Here is a 19739-nt window from a genome sequence, read left to right on the forward strand (position 1 = left end):
GTCCAGTACCTGGCCGCCCGTGCCCGCCACGCCCGACACCACCCGATCGAGCGAAACAGTCGGGACGGGGGTCCCAGGCGGCCAGGTACTGGACCGCCAGGCCGCACCCCAGCAGCAAGCGGCAGGAAGCACGGACCGAGAGCGCGCGGACCGAGGGAGCCCGTCAAGGGTTGCCGCAAGGGTGAACCACAGCGGTTGAGCACCAGCGGCCGATTCAGGCATAGCTCACAAAAGCCGTGAATAAGGTCGCCCTGCTGGGGGACTCGTCCTTGTGATCCCCTCACGGAACGGAGACCCATCGAATGATCATCAAGAAAATGCATGAAATGGGCGTCCGTAGCGAACACGCCTACCTCGCCGGCATGGTCTCCATCGGCCTCAGCGTCGCCGCCTGGGTGAGCAGCCTGAAGATGGAGCCCGGCGCCGGCCTCGACCGCGCCGATCGCTGGGGTATCTTCGTCGGGGAGTGGGCACCCACCTTCTTCGGTCTCGGCATCGCGCTCTCCCATTACGAACAGCAGGACGGCACCCTCACCGCCGCCAACGTCCACGAACTCCGTGAACGGCAAAAGGCACAGGCCGTCTGACCGACGCCGAACCAGCACCACCTCTGGCAGAAGGGGTGGGGCGCAACGCACCGAACGCTCCCGCGACCGGTGTCGTGGGAGCGTTCGTGCTCAGGCGCCTGTCGGTGCTCGACAACCAGACCAGAACCGCCCCCTCCCGGAGTGCCACGGAGGGACCGGCGTACGGCTGGCTGACTACCCGGCCGGTGTCGCAGCCGGGGCCGGGCTCGGCGCAGGGGCGTACCCCGCGGGGCGGGTCGTGAAGATGCCCCGGCCCTGGGTCCGGCTGCGCAACCGGGTCGCGTAGCCGAAGACTTCGGCCAGCGGAACGGTCGCGGTGATCACCGCCGTACCGGCGCGCGTGACATGGCCCGAGACCCGGCCGCGCCGTGCGGCGAGGTCTGCGAGGACACCGCCCACGGCGTCCTCGGGAACGGTCACCGTCGCCTCGACGACCGGTTCCAGCAGGCGCATCGCGCAGGCACGCAACGCCTCGCGGAGACCGAGCCGCCCGGCTGTGCGGAACGCCATCTCGGAGGAGTCCTTCGGATGGGTCGCCCCGTCGGTCAGCGTGACGCGCAGCCCGGTCACCGGATGACCGCCGAGCGGCCCTTCGGCCAGGGCGTCACGGCAGCCGGCCTCGACCGCACGGACGTATTCCTGCGGCACACGGCCACCGACGACGACCGACCGGAAGGCGAAGCCGTTCCCACTGCCGCCGGGCTCGACGGACTTGACGAGCTTCACGGGCTCCACGTCCAGGACGACATGGGCGAACTGCCCTGCCCCGCCGTCCTGTTTGACATGCCGGTAGAGCACACCGGACACCCCGCGCACCACCGTCTCCCGGAAGGCCACCCGGGGCCGGCCCTCGTTGACATCGATCCGGTGGGCCTGACGCAGCTTCTCCACGGCCACTTCCAGGTGCAACTCCCCCATGCCCGACAGCACCGTCTGCCCGGTCTCGGCGTCGGTCCGCACGACCAGCGAGGGATCCTCCTCGGTCAGCCGGACGAGGGCGGACGCCAACCGGTCGACGCCCGTCCGCGTGCGCGCCTCGACGGCCACGGAGACGACGGGCTCGGCCACACCGGGCGGTTCGAGGACGATCGGAGCCCGGGGATCGCACAGGGTGGAACCCGCGTGGGCGGACTTCAACCCGACCACGGCGGCGATGTCCCCGGCGAGCGCGCGTTCGAGCGGCACCTGCCGGTCGGCCTGCACGCGCAGGATCCGCCCGATGCGCTCGGTGCGCCGCGCGGTCGGGTTCCACACGGTGTCTCCTTTCTCGATCGAGCCCGAGTACACGCGGAGGTAGGTCAGCCGCCCGGTGGCGGTGGCGTTCACCTTGAAGGCGAGCGCGGCGAAGGGAGCCGCCGGATCGGCGGCCCGCTCCTGCCCTTCGGGCCCGTCCTGCGTACCGCGCACGGCGGGAACGTCGAGCGGCGAGGGCAGGTAGGCCACGACGGCGTCGAGCAGCGGCTCGATCCCCCGGTTGCGGAAGGCGGAGCCGCACAGCACGACGACACCGTCACCGGTACGGGTCAGGTCGCGCAGCACCGTGGCGAGCGTGGCCGCGGACAACGTCTCCAGCTCGCAGTACTCCTCGAGCGCGACCGGATGGCGTTCGGCCACCGCCTCTTCCAGGACCCGCCGCCGGCGCACGGCCTCCTCGCGCAAGGAGTCGGGCACCGGAACGACGCCGACGACGTCACCGCCGTCACCGCTATCGCCCCAGAGCAGGCCGCGCATACGCACCAGATCGACGACACCGCGGAACCCGCCCTCCGCCCCGATGGGCAGTTGCACGACCAGCGGGACCGGATGCAACCGCTCCCGCACGGATGCCACGGCGGTGTCGAGATCGGCCCCGACCCGGTCCATCTTGTTGACGAACGCGATCCGGGGCACCCCGTGCCGGTCGGCCTGCCGCCACACCGACTCGCTCTGCGGCTCCACACCCGCGACGGCGTCGAACACGGCGACCGCTCCGTCGAGCACGCGCAGCGACCGCTCGACCTCGTCGACGAAGTCGACGTGCCCCGGAGTGTCGATCAGGTTGAGCCGGTGCCCGTCCCAGGCACAGCTCACGGCCGCCGAGGAGATGGTGATGCCCCGCTCCCGCTCCAGCGGGTCGAAGTCGGTGACGGTCGTCCCGTGGTGCACGTCGCCCCGCTTGTGCGTGGTCCCGGTGGCGAACAGGATCCGCTCGGTGACGGTGGTCTTGCCGGCGTCGACGTGGGCGAGGATGCCGAGGTTGCGGAGGGTGGCGAGAGGGTTGACGGTGTTGCGCACGGCCCATGGCCTTTCACTGATGCGGAAAGGGGCAGCGCTATTTCCCGTACGAGGAAGCGAGGAGAGACAGACGCACCTGCCCGACCCACCCGGCCGGCAGCTCGACAACCGAGCGGACCGTCAGCGGTACTGGCGTACTGGGTCAGACCCTCGACACGGGCATCCGGTACCGGCCGCGCAGCGAGCACCGGACGGACCGAGACACCAGGATCATCTCGAAGCGCGACGGGGGAACGACGACAGCGACGCGGTCACGCACGGCCGGGCTCCCCTCTCTGATCGCGGTGCGCGCCACCACGGATCGGGCTACGCGCAGGGTGTGGCGACCGTAACAGGTTCGACTGCGCGGAACGTATCGAATTTCGCTTCCTCTCACGGCACTTCCCCGTGGCGAACACCTGCAGTGGCTTCGCCGGGAGGCTTCCGGCCCTTCGCGATCAGCTCTGCCGGGCGCGGGCGAGGACGTCGAACACCCACTCATGGAACACAAGCTTCGGGAAGATCCTGCCTTTCACACGGAAGTCGAGCGAGAAGTACATGTGGTCCGTCCGCTGCCCCCGATGCGCGATGTAGACGCAGACGAACGTGTCCGGAAGCCACCAGGCCGACCCCATGGGGACGATCTCGTTGATCCTCGCGTGGATACGGTCCCCGTACACCAGCGCGGCACAGCCGTGCTCCTTGGCCTTCTCCGAAGGGACGCTGTACTGCCAGCGGTGGATCTCGTCGAGATACCCGTACTTGGACAGCTCGCTCAGACTGATCTTCTCCATGCGCACGTTCTCCGGGCCGTCGAGGAAAACCATGAGCTGAGGCACCCCCTTGCGGCGCCGCCAGTGGGCCGGGAGTCCCTGGACAACGCAGTCCAGGACACGCAGGACGTCCGCGCGCCGCGCGGGATCCAGTCTCTGGAGTTCGCTCAGCATGAGTTCGCCGGACTCGTTCACCGCACAAGCGTGCACCAGGGCAGGTGTCGGCTCAACCGCGCATCAGGTCCCGCGTCGGCACCTGAGCCAGCAGCGGAGGTTCCGTCTCGCCCTCGTAGCCGAAGTGGAGTTCGTTCCGGGCCCGTGTGGCCAGCACGTAGTACTGCATGCGCAGGACGGCGGACGTGGGGTCGTCCGAGGCGTCGGTGTGCGTGTCGGGGACGACGACGATGTCGAAGCCGAGTCCCTTGGCGCTCTTGCGGTGGGCGAGGACGATGCCCGGACGGCCGAGGTCGAGGTTGCGGTACTGGCCGCTCTTCGCGTCGGACGTGTAGAGCTGGGGCTTGAGCCGCGGCGCGCGGTGCGACAGGCTTCCCAGCAGGGAGAACTGGGTGTGCTTGGAGTTGACGATCACCCCGATGCTCCGCTGCGGATGTCGTTCCGCCAGCAGGATCAGCAGGTCTGCGGCGCCGCGCTCGGGAAAGCGGTGCAGACGCGGGGGTGGCCCCTGCCTGTCCGGAAGCACGGGTACCCCGGCGCCGGTGTGGAAGTGGGCTGCCAGGGACGCGATCTGCTGGGTATTGCGGTGGTTGCCTTCGAGTTCGTGGCGGGCGCACCGGCCCAGGCTCCGGGCGATGTCCGCGAGGGTGGAGTTGGTGTCGGTGAGCCGCTGGTACTCGTCCGCGCAGACCGTCGTACGGGCCCCCAGCATCCGGCAGAGCAGGTAGAACTCGCGAGGCAGGTCCTGGCCCTCGTCGACGACCAGGGTGAGACCGGGGACCGGGCCGGTGTCGGCGGCCCGGTCGAAGAAGGCGCTCCAGTCGTACCAGCCGTCGGCAGCGCGCGGGGCCTTCCCTCCGTACCACTCGGCGAGCCAGGAGTGCGCGGTCGTGACGCGGACCGAGCGGTCGGTGGGGCCCAGTGCGTGGGCGGCGCCGGCCAGGGACTGGCGCAGCAGGTTGGAGTAGGTCAGCAGGGTCACCGGGGTTCCGGTGAGGGCGAGCATGACGGCCCGCTGCACTGCCAGGAGGCTCTTGCCGCTGCCCGGTGGGCCACTCACCAAGTGGTTGCCGTCGAACGGGATTCCGTCGAGGCACCCGCGCTGTTCCGGGGTGAGGCCGAGGTAGGTGATGGTCATGCCTGCTCCAGGGCACCGGCCGCGGCGGCGCGGCCGGCGGTGACGACGGACTCCAGGTAGCCGGGCACGTGTTCGCCGCCGACGACGAGGGCCCGGTCCAGCAGTGTGTTGCCGGTCTCGCAACTGGTCTCCGGGAGCAGCGCACAGGCGTGGCAGGCGGCACGGTTGAGGTTGCCGAAGCCCTGGCCGGTGTGTTCCGCGCACAGCGGGTCGGCCGAGCACCAGGCGGCTGCCTCGGTCATCCGCAGCAGGGTTTCCACGAGTCGCGGCGGCTCGCCCTGGCGGACGAGGCCGCCGAGGGTGCCCTCGGCGTCTCCGGCGGCGGTGTAGACGAGGATGCCGTACTGGTCCTGCTCAGAACGGGCGTAGATCCGTTCGCGCAGGCTGGCCGTGGTGTATCCGGACTCGAAGGAGAGCTGGCGGATCAGCAGGTGGGCGAGTGTGTGCAGCAGGACGAACCGCGGGGCGAGTTCCGAACCGGTCAGAGTCTCCAGGCGGTCCTTCTGGAAGGAGCGGTCCAGGTCGGCACGCATTCCGGCGACGTGCTTGCGCACGTCCTCGTCGTCCTCCCAGGTCGTGAGTTCGGTCCGGTTCAGGGTGAGGAAGATGCCTTCGCCGAACACTTCCACCGCGGGCAGCCACTTCAGGCGGCGGGCGGTGTCGGCGGGTACGACGGTGGCGTCCGGGGAGACCCGGGTGAAGCCGGACAGGGCACGTACCTCGCGCAGCCGGTCGGCGAGGACGATCCTGCCGAAGCGGCGGCCGAGTGAGGCCCACGGGTCGGCGGTCTCGCCGGCCAGGCCGAGTGTGGTCTCGCGCAGGGCGAAGTCCCGGGTGGCGGGCGGGGCGGGTGCCGTGAACGCGGCCCACTCCTCGCGGCTGAGGTCGGGCCGTGCCGGGCCGGTGGGTGCGTCGGCGGATGCCGCCGGGGCCTGCCCGGTCTCCTCGGCGAGCAGGGCCTCCAGGAGGGCGTCGTCGGCGCCGGTGTCCTCCTGGATCATCGTCTGGAAGACGGCGGCGCGCGGAGTCCCGGCCACCCGGCACAGTGACACCCACAGGTCGTGTTCGCGCACCTGGGCCGCGACCTCGTCGTCGGCGTACGCCGGTACGTCCGTCTCGGGGATGTCGAGTGCGGAGTGCGTGATCGGGTAGTACAGGTTGCCGGCGGTGCGCTGCACGACCTGTACCGGGCGGTTGCACTCCACTTCCTCGCTCCTCCGCTGCCAGGGGTTGCGGCCGGAGCAGCGCATGCCGTGGGTGCCGAGGATGTCGAGCAGGTCCCGGGTGGCGCCGCAGTCCTTGGCGGTGCAGGCGACGGAGAGCGCTTCGAGGCCGGAGGCCCGCTCGGACACCAGGAAGCGCAGCTTCTCCCGTTCGCCGCACCGCCGGCGTTCGCCCGCGTCGCGCCGGGAGTGGGCCCAGAACCACCAGTCGACGTCGCCGAGGTGCCCGGCCTGGCAGATCTGCACGAACCGCATGGGCGCCAGCGTCCGCGCCGGCGAGCAGGACGGGCAGCGCGGCGGCTGCCCGGGCTTCTCGTCGGCGATGCGCCAGCGCTTCATCCGCCGGCAGGCGCCGCAGAACAGCCAGGAGGGGAAGCGGATGTACGGTGCTCCGGGCGCGTCGGGGACGTCGAAGCGGTCGTTGGCGGTCGCCGGCGCGGCGTAGAAGCCGCTGACGCCGAGGCGGGAGGCGAGCCGGGGCGACTCGATCCGCTGTTTGGCCTTGGCCGGCCAGTCGCCGATGCCGGTGGCCACGAACGACTCGCCCTGGATGTCGAAGACGGCTCCGACGCCGAACGGCAGCACGGTCTGGGACTGGCGTACGCGGAGTGTGCGGCTCACAGGTCGGCTCCCTTCACCGTCACCTGGCATTCCCGGTCGACGTTGCGCATGGAGTTCGGTGTCTCCCACAGGCCGTAGTTCTGTTCGAAGCTCTTGATCAGGTTGGACTGGCCCTTGCCCTGGCTGCGGTAGTACAGCTCGCGGCCGTCCTTGCGGGCTTCCCGTGCGGCGTCCTCCCAGTCGGCGAGGAGACCCGCGAGTTCCTTGCGCACGGCCTCGCCGGCGCCCGGTTCGGCCGTCTCGGCGCGTGCCGCCAACCGGTCGGCGAGCTGCTCGGCTTCGGGCATCCGGTCGAGCACGTGCCCGGCCTGGTTCTCCGCGGCGAGCCCGAGTTCGTGCCGTACGAGGACGACGAGCGCGGCGTGCAGGGCGCGTCGGCGGGCGGGCACGGACCAGGGCGTGACGCTGGTCGGTTCGACGTGCCGATAGAGGGAGCGGTGGTAGACGTCGAAGGTCTCGTAGTGCGAACGGTCCCTGGGACGGGTGGCGTTGAAGAAGGTCACGACGAGTCCGGGAACCGAGTGCCGGCCGACGCGGCTGGTGGCCTGGATGTACTCGGCGGTGGTCTTCGGCTGGCCCTGCATCAGCATCAGGGCGAGCCGCTTGACGTCGACACCGACGGACAGCATGTTCGTGCACGGCAGGAAGGACACCGACTGCGGGTCGTTCCAGGGCTTCTCCAGCCGGTCGAGCAGCACGGGCTGCTCGGACCGGTGCAGGTTGCTGGTCAGCTCCTGGACCTGATGGTCCGCCAATACGCGCACGCCGCCGCCGGAGTCGAGACCGGCCAGCTGGGCGGGGATGTCGTCGGCCGCCGCGGTGACCGTACGGCCGAGTTCGCGCAGGCTGTGGTGGTAGGCGACGAGGGTCCAGTAGGCGTCGCGGTGTTCTTCGGGCAGCTCCCAGGCGCCCTGGAGCATGGCGGCGGCGGTGGCCACGGAGGCGCGGCCGGCGGTGTGTCCCTGGGCCATGACGCCGAGGTAGCGGCGACCGGGGCGGGAGGTGTCGGGTTCGGCGAAGTAGGAGTGGCGGGCGTCGAGTCCGCCCGGCGGGAAGAGCTGGACCTCACCGCCGTACAGGGCGCGCACCTGCTCGCCGGAGCGGCGGATGGTGGCCGTGGACGCCACCACCTTGGGGCCGGTGCCGTCGGGTGCGGTGCACAGTCCGAGGACGGCCGACTCGTACAGCCCCACGGTGGTGCCCAGCGGGCCGGTGAGCAGGTGCAGCTCGTCCTGGATGACGAGGGACGGCGGAAGGCTCCCGCCCTGCGTGCCACCCGCACCGAACAACCGTCCCGCGCGTGGCTCCCAGGCCAGCCGGGCGAACTTGTCGACGGTGCCGAGGACGAACGTCGGCGGCCGGTCGTACAGCTGCTCGTCCACGACGGCGACGGGCAGTTCGTCGTGGAACACGCACTCCTCGCGCGGGCAGAAGAAGGCGAAGGAGTCGGCGGCGGCGCGCACCCCGTAGTCACCGATGTCGGGCGACTTGTGGGCGGGCAGGACGCGGGTGCCGCACCACGGGCAGCGGTCGAGGATGAACACGTCCTCGGGTGTGGCGGCCTGGCGGGCGTTGTCGAAGGCCGCGCGGGCCTTTTCGTAGGTGTTCGGAGTGGTGGTCTCGCCGACCCACAGGCCGATGGAGAAGGGCTCGTCGCCGTATGTCGCCGGGTCGGCGCGGCGCAGTGTCTCCAGGGCGCAGACGGTGGTGGCGGCCCGCTGGAACTGCTGGGTGGTGAGCAGGCTGAGGGTGTAGCGGCTGAGTACGGCCGTACCGCCACCGTCGGGTTCCCGGCGCCTGAGCACCATGGTGAAGGCGGCGAGCAGCAGGTACGCCTCGGTCTTGCCGCCACCGGTCGGGAACCAGATCAGGTCCGTCACGGTCCGGTCGGGGTGCCGGGGGTCTGCCACTCCGTCCAGCGAGAGCAGGAAGAACGCCAGCTGGAAGGGGCGCCAGGCGGCCTCGGGCGCGGGCTCGGCGACGGCGGGCACGGCGTCCCGGCGGGAGCGCCGGGTGCCGGCGAGGTCGGGGGCGGAGTGGCGCATCTGCAGGGCCATCGCCTGGTTGGCGGCGCGGAAGGCGTGCAGCAGTTCGGGGCGGCGCGGGTCGCACAGGGTGCGCACGCCGGACTCGATGCGGGTGACGGCGGCTCCTATGCGGGCCAGGATGCGGTCGGCGGCCTCGCGCCCCCACCCGGGGACTTCCGTGTTGAGCTGTCCGACGTACCAGGCGCGGTAGTCGGCGGCGAACTCGGTGAGTTCCTCCCGCAGTTGTTCGACCGGAACGCCGGGGTCGGCGAGGTGGCAGAGGTTCAGTACCGGGGAGCCGCTCAGACCCGCGGCGCGTACGCCGGTGACCTCGGCCTCGGGCATGACGGCCGCCCGCAGGCCGGTCACCTCCTCGCCCGCGTCGTCGTACAGCTCCTCGACCGCGCAGCCGTGGCCGACGGCGTGGGTGCGGACATGCCGGTACTGCAGCCGCAGTTCCTGCTCCTCCGGGTCGCGACTGGCCAGTCGCACGCTCGGGTACTGGAGCACACGGCCGTCCACCGGCCGTGCCTCGAGCCCCACCTGGAACAGCATCCGGTCCCAGTGGGCCGCCTTGCCGAGGGCGGTCTCGTGCCGGGCGGCGTTGACCAGGGCGACGGTGACCAGCTGCCCGGGGCCGAACGCACGACGTCGGATGCGGAGTTCGGCACGTCCGTCCAGGACCGGGACGTGGTCGCGGTCGGGACCGAGGGTGTGCGTCTCGGCGGGAAGCGGGATCCGCTGCCAGCTGCGCCCGCGCTCGCCGGTACCGGCCCGGGTCAGGTAGTGGGCGGCCGTGCAGCCGATCTCCACGGTGGTGGCGTCGGTGTAGAAGCTGAAACCGAGGGAGGAGGGCAGCCAGGAGTTGGACTCGGGCACGGGGTCGCCGGCCGGGGCGGTGTCCTCGGCCCTCCCCTCCGTTCCGGCTCCGTCGCGCTCCTCCGCCGCGAGATCCAGCTGCTGCTGGAGGTCGGCCTCCTGGGGGTACAGGGTGCCCATGAGGTACTGCCGGTCGGGCGGTGCGTCGAGGGTCTCCTGCTCGCCGCCGGCCGGCCCGACGAGTTGGCGTCGGAGGTAGGAGACGAGTTCCTGTCGGGGGTCCATGGTGTTCCTGGTGGTTGTGGTCGGTCGGTGGCATTCTCGGGCGGGCGGAGGGACCGGCGGGCGTGCGTGTCAGGAACGGCGCCAGCGGTCCCGGAGGAGGGTGCGGCTCTGGGCCGCCTCCTGCGCGGCGGCGAGCTGTGCCTGGAGGTCGCTCAGCTGCGTCTGCAACTCGGTGACGCGCAGCCGGGCGTCGTGCTCGCTCCGCGCGATGCGCTGGACGGCTTCCCGCTCGGCCCCCTCCGCGCGCCGACGGGCCGTCTCGACGAACAGATCCCGCTGCTCGACCGCCGATTCGGCCTCCCGCAGTCGCGCCTCGATCTCGGCGATCCGCACCTGGGCACCCTGGCGGTACTCCTCCCGTGCCGACGCGGCGGCGCGCTCCCGCTCGGCGGCGGCCGCCTCGGCCTTGCGCAGCCTTGCCTCCAGCTCGGCGATCCGCGCCCCAGCAGCACGTTCACGCTCGGTGGCGGCCGTCTGGGCCTCCCACAGCCGTGACTCGAGATCCGCGATGCGCGCTTCGGCGCCCTCGCGGTACTCCCGCAGTCTCTGCTCCAGGGCGTGGCCCCGCTCCTCGGCGCCGTCCGCCTGCCGGGCGGCCTCCTCCGCGTCTTCGGCCCTGCGCAGCAACGCCTGGTACGCCTCGTGGTGCTCCTGTTCCAGACGCGCGACGCGCTCCTCGGCCTGGCGCCGCACGTGCTGCTCACGACGCTCACGGGCCCTGTCCGCACGGCACAGCAGCTCCTCCTCCAGCGCGTCGAGCTGCCGCTCGGCCTCCATACGGGCAACCGCGAGGCGCTCGTCGGCGGCGACCCGCTCCTCGGCGAGCCGACGCTCGTGTTCCCGCGCCAGCCGGGCGAGCTCGGCCTCGTGCTGGGCACGGGCCTCGGCGAGCAGTTGGTCGGCCGTCGTGGAGGGCGGTTCCGAGGATTCCCCGGTGTCGGTCCGCGGCTCCTCGGGCACGCTCGTGTCGTCGTTACCCGGCGCCGGCTCGTCGCGTTTCGCCTGCGCGTCGACGAACTCGCGCAGCGCGTCGCGGACGGCGAGACGCGACTCGCTCCCCACCAGAGGTCGCGCGGCCAGGTACGCCCGGGGGGTGACCCCTACGAGGGCCTCAGCAGGTCGCTCGAAGAAGTGCTCGGGGCGCAGCCCCAGCTTCTTGAGCGCGTCGAAGACACCCTTGAGCACTTCCAGGGCCCTGATGACGTGACAGTTGAGCATGCCTCGCTGCCGCGCCGCCCGGACCACGGTGTCCGCGGCGGACGAGCCGAGCAGCACGCCCAGTTGCGGGCGCCCCACGGCCAGCAGCGCGTACTCGGCGAGCCAGGCCACCTCTCCGCCGAAGGGCGGTCGCGTCATCGTGATGGCCTTGTCCCAGTCGGCGGCGTCCGTGGTCGGCACCGTGTCGGGCACAGGGGCGGGCTCCGCCCCTGTGTCCCCCACGGTCGCGTCAGCCGCTTCCCGCGTGGGCTCGAAGACCTCGTCGGACGTCGGCGTCACCGCCTCGGCGTCAGCGGCCTCCTCAGTGCTCGCGTCCTCTGCGGCATCCGTCATCGCGTCGGTCGTCGGGCTCATCACTCCGAGGTCAGCGACCTCCCCCACCTCGGTGGCCCCCTCGCCGCCCGTAGCCGCCTCGGCCTCCGGCACCGCCGCGACCTCGGCCGCCGCCTCGGCAATCGGCGCGTCACCGCTCGCGTCCACCACCACAGTCCGGGCCGGCACCGTGGCCACCCGTGCTTCCTCCGTGGCAGGCCTGGCAAAGCGCTCCGCCCTGGCCCTGCGGAAAGCGTGCCGGGCCGCGTGGATGGCGCGGGCGACACGGGCTGCTCGTACCGCCTCGGCGGCCCGTTCCGCCGCACGCTCGGCCTTCTCGCACTCGGCGTCCAGGTCCACCCCGAAGAGGCCGGCCACGCGCAGCCGTTCCTTCAGCTCCGGCCGCAGCTTCACCTCCAGCTGCCGGATGCGCTCCCGGGTCACACCGAACTCGGCCCCCAGCTCGTCCAGCGTCGACCGTTCGTCCCCGTCGAGCCCCAGCCGCCGTACGAGGATCCGGTGATCACGTCCGCTGAACGTGTTCACCACGGCCATGACCTCTGCGGCGTGCAGGACGTCCAGCACCTGTTTCTCCACGGACGGCAACGGCTGCGTCCGCCCCACGAAATCCGCGAGCGTCGCCCCGTCGCCGATGATCCGGTCGAGGGAGTCCGTACGACGGCTCAGCTTCCGGGCCTGCTCCACCTTCTCCAGGCTCAGGTCGCACGCCACCGCCACGTCGGCCGCAGTCGCCGGTCGTCCCTGCGCGGCCAGGGCCCGCTCGGCGCCGGCCACCTTGCGGATCTGCTCGTGCATGTGGACGGGGATGCGAATGATGGCGCCTTCGTCGGCGATGGCACGTGTCATCGCCTGCCGAATCCACCATGTCGCGTAGGTGGAGAACTTGTTGCCCATCATCGGGTCGAACTTCCGCGCCGCCCGCATCAGCCCGAGCACGCCGTGCTGGAACAGGTCCTCGTAGTCCAGGCCCTGTTCCAGCACGGTCCGAACGAGGGAGTGCACCAGGCCCTGATTGTGGACGACCAGGCAGTCGCGGGCGCGGATCCGGATGTCGTCCCTCGGCAGCGCCTTCAGCTCCTCCTCGCCGGGTTCCTGGGCGACCCGGTCCGCCCCGCCTCGGACCAGCACGGCCAGTCCCACCTCGGCGTCAGCGCTGAGCATCCGCTTCTCCGGCCGCCGCTCGAGCCGGTCGGCCTCCAGCACGGCCATCGCGGCCGCCACGGCGTCGGTGAGGCCGTCGTCAGCCGCGGCCCCGACCTCGTCCGGCGTGGTCGCCACGGCGACCTCATGAGGTCCCTGGGATGCCTCCGCACCACCGGGCTCCCCCTCCACGGCACCGTCGGAGTCCCGCCGCACACTGGCCCCGGCCCGCAGCTCCGCGGCTTCCCTGGCGTCAAGTCCCGCCAGCCGTACGACGCCCTCAAGGGCCCGGGACGTCACGCACCCCGTGGCGTCGCTGTACCGCGACAGCAGGACCTGCGCAATCGCGACACGCGGAAACACAGTTTCTCCACCTTCACGTGCAACCTTTTCACCACCACGCGAGTCGAAGTCTGCGTGCGTGTGCAAATCCCGCACGGGCAGACCCAGCCGGGCGAGCTCGCTGCGCAACCGGTCCCGTTCGCCGTCGTCCAGGGCGAGCGCTTGCACGCCCTGAAGGAACTCGCGTTCGGGCACCACGCCGTGCACCGCGGCACGCCGCAACTGCTTCAGCAGGCCACCCAGAGCGGCCTTCGACACGGATGTGCCGGATTCTCCGGCCAGTTGACGCCCCAAGGCCTCCACCCCCAACCCGATTGCACGTCAGAGCGTAGCGGTAACGCGTTAACAATGTCAACACACGAGAGGTCTAGAAAAGCTGGCAACCTTCGTGTACGGTGCCGAAAGCCGTGCTCCCTGAAGGAAAGTCAGCGGAGCGCAGCACACCAAGGGGCGGGCGAGTCCCTGCACAAGGCAGCAGAGTTGGGGAAGAGGGGCGGCCGTGGGCCAGGAGCTGATCGATGGCAGGTTCCGCATCGGACAGGTCATCGGCAAGGGCAACATGGGGGAGGTGCACCGGGCCGAGGATCTTCAGGCTCCGGAGGGCAGCGCCGAGCGCACCGTCGCCTTGAAGACGATCCTGCGCCGCCGCACGGGCGCCCTGATCGACACCGGCGCGGACCCCAAGTCGGCGGAGCGCTTCGCGCGCGAGGTCCGCATCATGCGCCGCCTCGAGCACCCGAACCTGACGCGGCTCATCGCCGGTGGGGTCAGCGAGGACGGTGGACTGCCTTACCTGGCGATGGAGTTCCTGGACGGCGAGACACTGCGCGACCTCATCGAGGAGGAGCGCCAGCTGCCCATCTCCTGGGTGGCCGCGATCGGCGCCCAGATGGCCGACGGTCTCTGTGCCGCCCACGCGGCCGACGTGGTGCACCGCGACCTGAAGCCCGCGAACGTCATGCTGACCCGCGGCGGAACCGTCAAGGTCCTCGACTTCGGCATGGGCCGTATCGTCGACGACCCCGACGAGGCACGGCTCACCAGCACCGGCGTAAGCGTGGGCACCGCCCGCTACATGGCACCCGAGCAGTTCCAGGCCCGCCAGGTAACCCAGGCCGCCGACCTGTACGCGCTCGGCTGTGTGCTGTACGAAATGCTCGTCGGAATACCGCCCTTCGTCAGCGAGTCGCCCTTCGAACTCGCCCGCAAGCACCTCGAGGCCGAGCCGGTTCCCCTCGGCATCATCCGCGGCGGGATCCCCGCCGAACTGATCCGCCTCGTCGGCCGGCTGCTCGCGAAGGACCCGGCCGACCGCCCCGCGAACGCGGCCGAAGTCCGCGACGCCCTGCACCCGCTGGCCGTGCGGGACGGGGACACCTCCCAACTCCCCCACTGGAGCGCCTTCGACCCGGCACGACACCTGGCCGCCACCGCCGCTGCCCGCACCACCACTTCCTCGTCCACACCCACCCCGCGGCCCGCGCCGGTCACCGCCTCCGGCACGGCGATGGACGTCTTCGGCGTGCACCGCGCGCTCATCAAGGACTACCGCTCCTTCACCGAGGGCGGCACCGTGATCCGCGACGACCGCGTCGCCGCGTTCGTGGAGAAGGACCTCGACGACAAGGCGCAGTGGCCGGACCCGTGGCTGTCGCTCAACCCGTTCTTCCAGAGCGGCGGAACGGTCGCCGAACTGGTCGGGGAGAAGGTGCTCCACCCGGAGTGCGCCCGCATCTTCCAGGCAGGCAAGACGGAAGGAGGCACGGTCCCGGACGGCCGGCCGCTCACCCTCCACCGCCACCAGCGCGAGGCCATCGACGCCGCCGCGCACGGCGCCTCTTACGTGCTGACGACCGGCACCGGGTCCGGCAAGTCGCTGTCCTACATCGTTCCGATCGTGAACCGGGTACTTCATGAGCGGGACTCCCAAGGCCCGAAGGCCGAGAAGAGGGTGCGCGCCATCATCGTGTACCCCATGAACGCCCTGGCGAACAGTCAGCTCAAGGAACTCGAGAAATACCTTCGCGACGGCTACGGCCAGGGCCGCGAACCGGTCACCTTCGCCCGCTACACGGGCCAGGAGGACGACGCGAAGCGCAGGGAGATCCGCGACAACCCGCCGGACATCCTGCTCACCAACTACGTGATGCTGGAACTGATGCTGACCCGGCCGGCGGACCGGGCCAGCCTCATCAAGATGGCCAAGGGCCTGGAGTTCCTGGTCTTCGACGAGCTGCACACCTACCGCGGCCGGCAGGGCGCCGACGTGGCCCTGCTCATCCGCCGGGTCCGCGAGGCCTGCCAGGCCCCGGACGTGCAGTGCATCGGCACCTCGGCGACCATGTCGACCGAGGGCACCGTCGAGGACCAGAAGAAGGTCGTCGCCGGTGTGGCGAGCACCCTGTTCGGTACGGCGGTCAGCCCGGAGCACGTCATCGGCGAGACGCTGGTCCGCGCGACCGACGAGGCGCCCGACACCGTTCCCGCCGAGCGCCTGGCCTCCCCCGCCGCGCCGCGCGCGTACGCCGATCTGGTGCGCGACCCGCTGGCCCGCTGGATCGAGACGCGCTTCGGCCTGGCCACGGACGGGGCGACGGGCCGGCTGGTGCGCCGGCAGCCCACGAAGATCGAGGTTGCGGCGCGCGAGCTGGCCGAGCGGTCCGGCGTCCCCAAGGACGACTGCGTGAAGGCCATCGAGGCAACCCTGGAAGCCGGTTCGCAGGCCCGGCACCCGGTCACCGACCGTCCCCTGTTCGCTTTCCGGCTGCACCAGTTCCTCTCCAAGGGCGACACCGTCTACGTCACCCTGGAGGACAAGCTCTCCCGCCACCTCACCCGTTCCTACCAGCTGGAGCAGCCGGGCAGCGGCGGCAAGTTGCTGATGCCGCTGGCGTTCTGCCGGGAGTGCGGCCAGGAGTACCTGACGGTCTGGCGCACCGAGAAGGACGGCGAGGTCCGCTACGAGGCCCGCCGGGACACCTCCGCCACGGGCGGGCGGCAGGGCGACGGCTACCTCTACGTCGACGACGAGCGCGCCTGGCCCTCCAGCGTCCAGTACGCCGTCGACGACCGCCGGCTGCCGGAGTCCTGGCTGGAGTTGGACGGCGGGGGCCAGGAGGTCGTCAAGAAGACGTACCGCGACCGGGTGCCGCGCGCGGTGACGGTCGACCCGCTCGGCTACGAGGGCCGGGGCGAGCTGCGGGCCGCGTTCATCCCGTCGCCGTTCCTGTTCTGCCTGCACTGCGGGGTGGCCTACGAGCAGACGCGCGGCCGGGACTTCGCGAAGCTGGCGACGCTGGACCAGGAGGGCCGCTCGTCGGCGACCTCCCTCGTCTCCGCGTCGATCGTGCGGTCCCTGAAGTCCGTGCCGGAGGAGGCGCTGGACAAGGAGGCGCGCAAGCTCCTCACCTTCGTCGACAACCGCCAGGACGCCTCCCTCCAGGCCGGCCACTTCAACGACTTCGTGCAGATCACCCAGTTGCGTGGGGCCCTGTACCGGGCCGCCCTGGACGCGGGCGAGGACGGCCTCACCCACGAGGAGCTGGCCTCCGCGGTGACCAACGCGCTCGCGATCGCCCCCGTGGACTACACCGGCGACGCCGACCAGCCCCCGTCGCTGGCCCGCGCCGCGGCGAAGACGCTGCGCGACGTGATCGCCTTCCGCCTCTACCTCGACCTGGAGCGCGGCTGGCGCATCACCATGCCCAACCTGGAGCAGACGGGTCTGCTGGAGATCGACTACGCCGACCTGCACTGGATCGCCGACAAGCAGGACCGCTGGGCGGACACCCACGCGGCGCTGCGGGACGCCGACCCCTCTCTGCGGGCCGAGATCATGAAGGCGCTGCTCAACGAGATGCGCCGGTCGCTCGCCATCGACGTGTCCTACTTCCGCGACGACTTCGACGCGTTGCAGCGGGCGAGCGAGGAACGGCTGGTGGACCCGTGGATGCTGTCGGCGTCCGACCGCCCGAGCGTCGGCACCGCCTACCCGCACCCGTCGTCGGGCCGCGGACTGGACCGCTCGGGCCTGTTCCTGTCGGCGCGGGGCAAGTTCGGCAAGTACCTCAGGCGCGCCGACGCCTCGTTCAAGAAACTCTCCCCCGACGACCTGCAGCTCGTCATCGCGGAACTGCTGAAGGTCCTGACCGCGGGCGGCCTGGTGAAGGAGGTGGCGGAGGCCCCGCAGCGCGCGGGCCGCTACCGCAAGGCCAACACCCCGGCCACGACCGGTTACCGGGTCGCGGCCCAGTCGCTGGTCTGGCGGGCGGGCAAGGGCGAGACGGGCGCGCACGACCCGTTGACGCGCACCTATCCAAGCGGCGACGGACCGCGGGTGAACACGTTCTTCCGGGACCTGTACAAGGAGGCGGCGAGCGCGCTGGCCGGACTGTTCGCGCGCGAGCACACCGCCCAAGTGGCGCCGGAGGAGCGGGAGCGGCGCGAGGAGGCGTTCCGCAAGGCGGAGCTGAAGCTGCTGTACTGCTCCCCCACGATGGAGCTGGGCGTCGACATCTCCTCCCTCAACGCGGTGATGATGCGCAACGTGCCGCCCACACCCGCCAACTACGCCCAGCGTTCGGGCCGTGCGGGCCGCAGCGGCCAGCCCGCGCTGGTGACGACGTACTGCGCGACGGGCAACAGCCACGACCAGTACTACTTCCGCCGCTCGGAGCGCATGGTCGCGGGCGCGGTGGCGCCGCCGCGCCTGGACCTCGCCAACGAGGACCTCGTCCTCTCTCATCTCCAGGGCATATGGATCGCGGAGGCCGGCCTGAAGCTGGGCCGCGCGATACCCGAGCTCCTGGACGTGTCGTACCCGGACACCGGCGACCGCCCCGACCCGGCGCTGGAGCTGCTGCCCGACATCCTCGCGGCCTCCCTGGACGAGAGTGCGCAGGACCGCACGGTGGACGCGGCGCTGCGGGTGCTCGGCCCGCTGCTGCCGGACTTCGCCGACACGACGTGGTGGCACGACGACTGGATCCAGGACCGGGTGCGCACGGTGCCGGAGCGCTTCGACCGGGCCTTCGACCGGTGGCGGCAGCTGTTCCGCGCCGCGCTCGACGACCAGTACATCCAGAACAAGCGGCGCCTGGACTACAGCCTCACCGAGAGCGACCGCAATCGGGCCAACGCCCGCCGCCGCGAGGCGGAGACGCAGCTGACCCTGCTGATGAACGAGAGCGTCGACAGCAGGTCGGTCCTCTCCGACTTCAACCCCTACCGCTACCTGGCCTCCGAGGGCTTCCTGCCCGGCTACAGCTTCCCGCGCCTGCCGCTGGCCGCCTACATCCCGACGATCGGCCGCCGCCGCGGCGACGGCGACTACCTCCAACGGCCCCGCTTCCTCGCCATCCGCGAGTTCGGCCCCGGCGCGCTCATCTACCACGAGGGCGCCCGCTACCAGGTGACCCGCATCCAGCTGCCGCCGGACTCCTCCGGCGACCTGGCGACCAGCGAGGCCCGCCGCTGCACCCAGTGCGGCTACCACCACGACCCGGCCGAGCGCCAGGACCGCTGCCAGATGTGCGACGAACCGCTGGGCGCGGCGACGCACGGCCTGCTGCAGCTCCACACCGTCTACACCACGCGCCGGGAGCGGATCTCCTCCGACGAGGAGGAGCGGCGCCGGGCCGGCTTCCGCCTGGAGACGTCGTACCGCTTCCAGGACCACGGCGCCCGCAAGGGCCGCCTCAACGCCTCCGTCGCACAGGCCTCGGGTGCGCCGCTGGCCAACCTCGCGTACGGCGACTCGGCGACCGTCCGCATCACCAACCTCGGTCGGGTGCGCGCCAAGCGGGACGAGCCGCCGGGCTACTGGCTCGACCTCGCCGACGGCCGCTGGATGAACGACAAGGACGCCGCCGAGGCCTCCGGCGACTCCAGCGAGCTGCCGGTGGTCGACGAGGAGGGCAAGGAGCGGCGCCGCAAGAAGCGGGTCATCCCCTACGTGGAGGACCGCCGCAACATCCTCGTCGTCACCCTCGACGAGCCGCTGCCCGAGCCTGAGGCGCTGTCCCTGATGTACGCGCTGGAGCGGGGCATCGAGGCCGCCTTCGAGCTGGAGGACGCCGAGCTGTCCAGCGAGCTGCTGCCGCCGGACGGCGGCCCCCACGACCGGCTGCTGTTCACGGAGGCGGCCGAGGGCGGCGCGGGCGTGCTGCGCCGCCTCCAGGCGGAGCCGGACGCCCTGGCGAAGGCGGCCCGGTACGCCCTGTCGATCTGCCACTTCGACGAGAACGGCACCGACCTCGGCGGCCCGCACCCGGACCGACCGTGCGCCCGCGGCTGCTACGAGTGCCTGCTGACGTACGGCAACCAGCTCGACCACGCGCTGATCAACCGCCACTCGGTGCGGGAGTTGCTGGTGCGGTTCGCCTCGGCGACGGCCGAGCGCGAGTCGCGCGGGGAGTCTCGGTCGGAGCAGTACCGCCGCCTGCTCGACCAGGATCCCGCGGCACCGACTGCGGTCGAGTCGTCGACCGCCGCCGAACTGGCCGCGCAGGGTGACTTCCTGGGCTGGGCGAAGGCGCGGGGGCTGAACCTCCCGGACGAGGCGGGCCCGTTCCTCACCGAGGCCAACGCGATGCCGGACTTCGTGTACCGGCTCCCGGGCGGGAACGTGGCCGTCTTCGTGGACACGCCCGACAAGGAACAGGACACCTTCCGGGACGAGGACGCCGAGGACCGTCTCTTCAACGCCAGTTGGGACGTCATCCGCTTCCCGCTCGGCGCCGACTGGGACGCGATCGCCGCCGCCAACACCCGCTACTTCGGCACTTCTTCCGCCAACTGACCACCCT

8 protein-coding genes are annotated in these 19739 nt (G+C 71.4%); 2 read left to right on the plus strand and 6 right to left on the minus strand.

Features of this window, described 5'->3' with window-relative positions; translation table 11 throughout:
• Positions 1 to 302: 302 nt before the first annotated feature.
• Positions 303 to 587, plus strand: coding sequence for a hypothetical protein (locus tag C1I97_RS05470; RefSeq protein ID WP_111002086.1), 285 nt, complete (start codon positions 303 to 305; stop codon positions 585 to 587).
• Between the two features lie 174 nt (positions 588 to 761).
• On the opposite strand, the gene fusA is transcribed toward C1I97_RS05470, so the two are convergent.
• The 6 genes from fusA to C1I97_RS41125 all read right to left on the minus strand — a co-directional run bounded on the left by fusA (position 762) and on the right by C1I97_RS41125 (position 13191).
• Positions 762 to 2861, minus strand: a complete 2100-nt coding sequence (fusA, locus tag C1I97_RS05475; protein ID WP_111002087.1) for an elongation factor G — start codon at positions 2859 to 2861, stop codon at positions 762 to 764.
• 437 nt (positions 2862 to 3298) lie between these two features.
• A complete protein-coding gene (locus C1I97_RS05480) occupies positions 3299 to 3808 on the minus strand; it encodes a hypothetical protein (protein WP_111002088.1) in 510 nt (169 codons plus the stop codon).
• Positions 3809 to 3839: 31 nt separating this feature from the next.
• Positions 3840 to 4925, minus strand: coding sequence for a DNA helicase (locus C1I97_RS05485; protein WP_111002089.1), 1086 nt, complete (start codon positions 4923 to 4925; stop codon positions 3840 to 3842).
• On the minus strand, positions 4922 to 6769 hold the full coding sequence (gene drmB, locus C1I97_RS05490; protein ID WP_111002090.1) for a DUF1998 domain-containing protein: 1848 nt from the start codon (positions 6767 to 6769) through the stop codon (positions 4922 to 4924). Before drmB ends, C1I97_RS05485 begins: the two co-directional genes overlap by 4 nt.
• A complete protein-coding gene (locus tag C1I97_RS05495) occupies positions 6766 to 9900 on the minus strand; it encodes a helicase-related protein (RefSeq protein WP_111002091.1) in 3135 nt (1044 codons plus the stop codon). Before C1I97_RS05495 ends, drmB begins: the two co-directional genes overlap by 4 nt.
• 69 nt (positions 9901 to 9969) lie before the next feature.
• A complete protein-coding gene (locus C1I97_RS41125; RefSeq protein ID WP_258382433.1) occupies positions 9970 to 13191 on the minus strand; it encodes a sigma-70 family RNA polymerase sigma factor in 3222 nt (1073 codons plus the stop codon).
• A 241-nt stretch (positions 13192 to 13432) separates the two neighbouring features.
• On the opposite strand from C1I97_RS41125, the gene C1I97_RS05510 reads away from it, so the two are divergent.
• Complete coding sequence (locus C1I97_RS05510) at positions 13433 to 19732, plus strand: protein kinase domain-containing protein (RefSeq protein ID WP_111002092.1); 6300 nt, start codon at positions 13433 to 13435, stop codon at positions 19730 to 19732.
• The last annotated feature ends 7 nt before the right edge of the window (positions 19733 to 19739 follow it).

The organism is Streptomyces sp. NTH33, from assembly GCF_003236365.1.
Lineage (GTDB): Bacteria > Actinomycetota > Actinomycetes > Streptomycetales > Streptomycetaceae > Streptomyces.

Coding starts and splice junctions, on each gene's coding strand:
- C1I97_RS05470 (WP_111002086.1), top strand. CDS start 303: ATGATCATCAAGAAAATGCATGAAATGGGCGTCCGTAGCGAACACGCC.
- C1I97_RS05485 (WP_111002089.1), bottom strand. CDS start 4,925: ATGACCATCACCTACCTCGGCCTCACCCCGGAACAGCGCGGGTGCCTC.
- C1I97_RS05495 (WP_111002091.1), bottom strand. CDS start 9,900: ATGGACCCCCGACAGGAACTCGTCTCCTACCTCCGACGCCAACTCGTC.